Raw genomic sequence first — 649 nt, 5'->3', positions numbered from 1 at the left:
ACGTGTTCCAGCAGGCGGCCCGCGCGCAGGCCGCCGCGCGCCCCGCTGGACTCGGCAGGCGCCTGGCCGCCCGGCTGATCGACGGCATCGTCCTGGGCGCGCTGGTCGGCGCGGCCTCCGTGCCCTTCGTGACCGCCGCGATCGACCACATCGAGGGCAAGATCGAGGCGGCGAAGCAGTCCGGCACCACCGTCCAGGTGTGGCTGCTCGACTCGACGACCTCCGTCCAGTTCGGCATCGCGCTCGCCTCGCTGTTCGTCATCGGCATCCTGTACGAGGCGCTGCCCACCGCCAAGTGGGGCCGCACCCTGGGCAAGAAGCTGTGCGGGATCGAGGTGCGGGACATCGAGGCGCACGAGCCGCCGACGTTCGGGAAGGCGATCCGCCGCTGGCTCGTCTACAGCGTCCTGGGGCTCCTGGGCATCGGCGTCGTCAACGTCCTGTGGTGCCTCTTCGACCGTCCCTGGCGGCAGTGCTGGCACGACAAGGCGGCCCGCACCTTCGTGGCGCGCTGAGCCCGGTCCGGGGGCGTCGTCCCCCGAACGGGCGGTGATTCCTTGCGGGGCCGTTCCGCCCGGGATGCACTGCCCCCATGAGCACCGACCAGCCGCCGCCCGACCAGCCGCCCGAGGACGATCCGTTCAGCAAG

General features: G+C 72.3%; 1 protein-coding gene. It reads left to right on the top strand.

Translation table 11 applies throughout. The features are described 5' to 3' along the window. Nucleotides 1-515, top strand: a 515-nt coding sequence (locus CCN56_RS34385; protein ID WP_143664712.1) for an RDD family protein, incomplete at its 5' end; no start/stop codon positions are given. Nucleotides 516-649 lie beyond the last annotated feature (134 nt).

It is taken from the genome of Streptomyces sp. NRRL B-24572 (assembly GCF_002156145.1).
In the GTDB taxonomy this organism is placed as follows: Bacteria; Actinomycetota; Actinomycetes; order Streptomycetales; family Streptomycetaceae; genus Streptomyces; species Streptomyces vietnamensis.
Note: the sequence above shows the minus strand (reverse complement) of the source record. Positions and strands in the feature narration are given on the sequence as shown.